The organism is Paenibacillus sp. 01T422, from assembly GCF_056398785.1.
In genome coordinates this window covers 1-652 of sequence record NZ_JBFTQB010001509.1, presented here as the reverse complement: position 1 = coordinate 652, position 652 = coordinate 1, and the positions used below count along the sequence as shown (strand labels likewise).

Below are 652 nucleotides of genomic sequence, written 5' to 3'. Positions count from 1 at the left end.
CTGTTAAGTGCTGAATCGCAATCCTTTCTTTTACCGATCATCGGAACCACTACCCTAATCACGAATAAGGATAAAAAGGAGATCCTAACTGTTGAAGGGATGTCTGTCATCCAAAAGCAGAAACTGAAAGGGGTCCTAAGTCCTGAAGACATTATGGGTGTTCGCTTATTAAGACCCAAAGATCTTGGTAGAAATATAACCATCACTCAGAAACTCGATGATGGTGACATTGTGATCAAGATCATGCATACCAAAATTCACCTGGACCCTTCGATTGTTAACGGAGTTTGGAAGATGAGAGTGAAATTAAGGTTGGATGGAGATGTCATTCAAAATTCAACCCAAATTAATATATCCAAAGGCACCGATGCCATGAGACGTATTGAGGAACCTTTTAACGATGAAATAAAGAAAATTATGGTGCGTACCCTGCATGGTTTGCAAGCGGAGTATAAGGCAGATGTTGTCGGATTTGCGAGAGCATTTCACAAAAAATATCCGATTGAATGGAAAGCTAACAAGAGCGAGTGGAATTCTATCTTCCAAACGATGGATATACAAGTAGAAGTTGAAAGTTCTATTCAGAGACCCGGAGTTGCTAATATACCTGTGCATCAGAGAAGAAATGAGGTTAGCGATGAGTGACATGGCT

Annotated in this window: 1 protein-coding gene; it reads left to right on the top strand. The window is 40.3% G+C overall.

Going from position 1 to position 652, the window contains the following annotated elements; translation table 11 throughout:
- Positions 1-645 (top strand): Ger(x)C family spore germination C-terminal domain-containing protein (locus AC1DUA_RS39885; RefSeq protein WP_477504911.1); only part of this gene is annotated, 645 nt, incomplete at its 5' end.
- Positions 646-652: the final 7 nt, after the last annotated feature.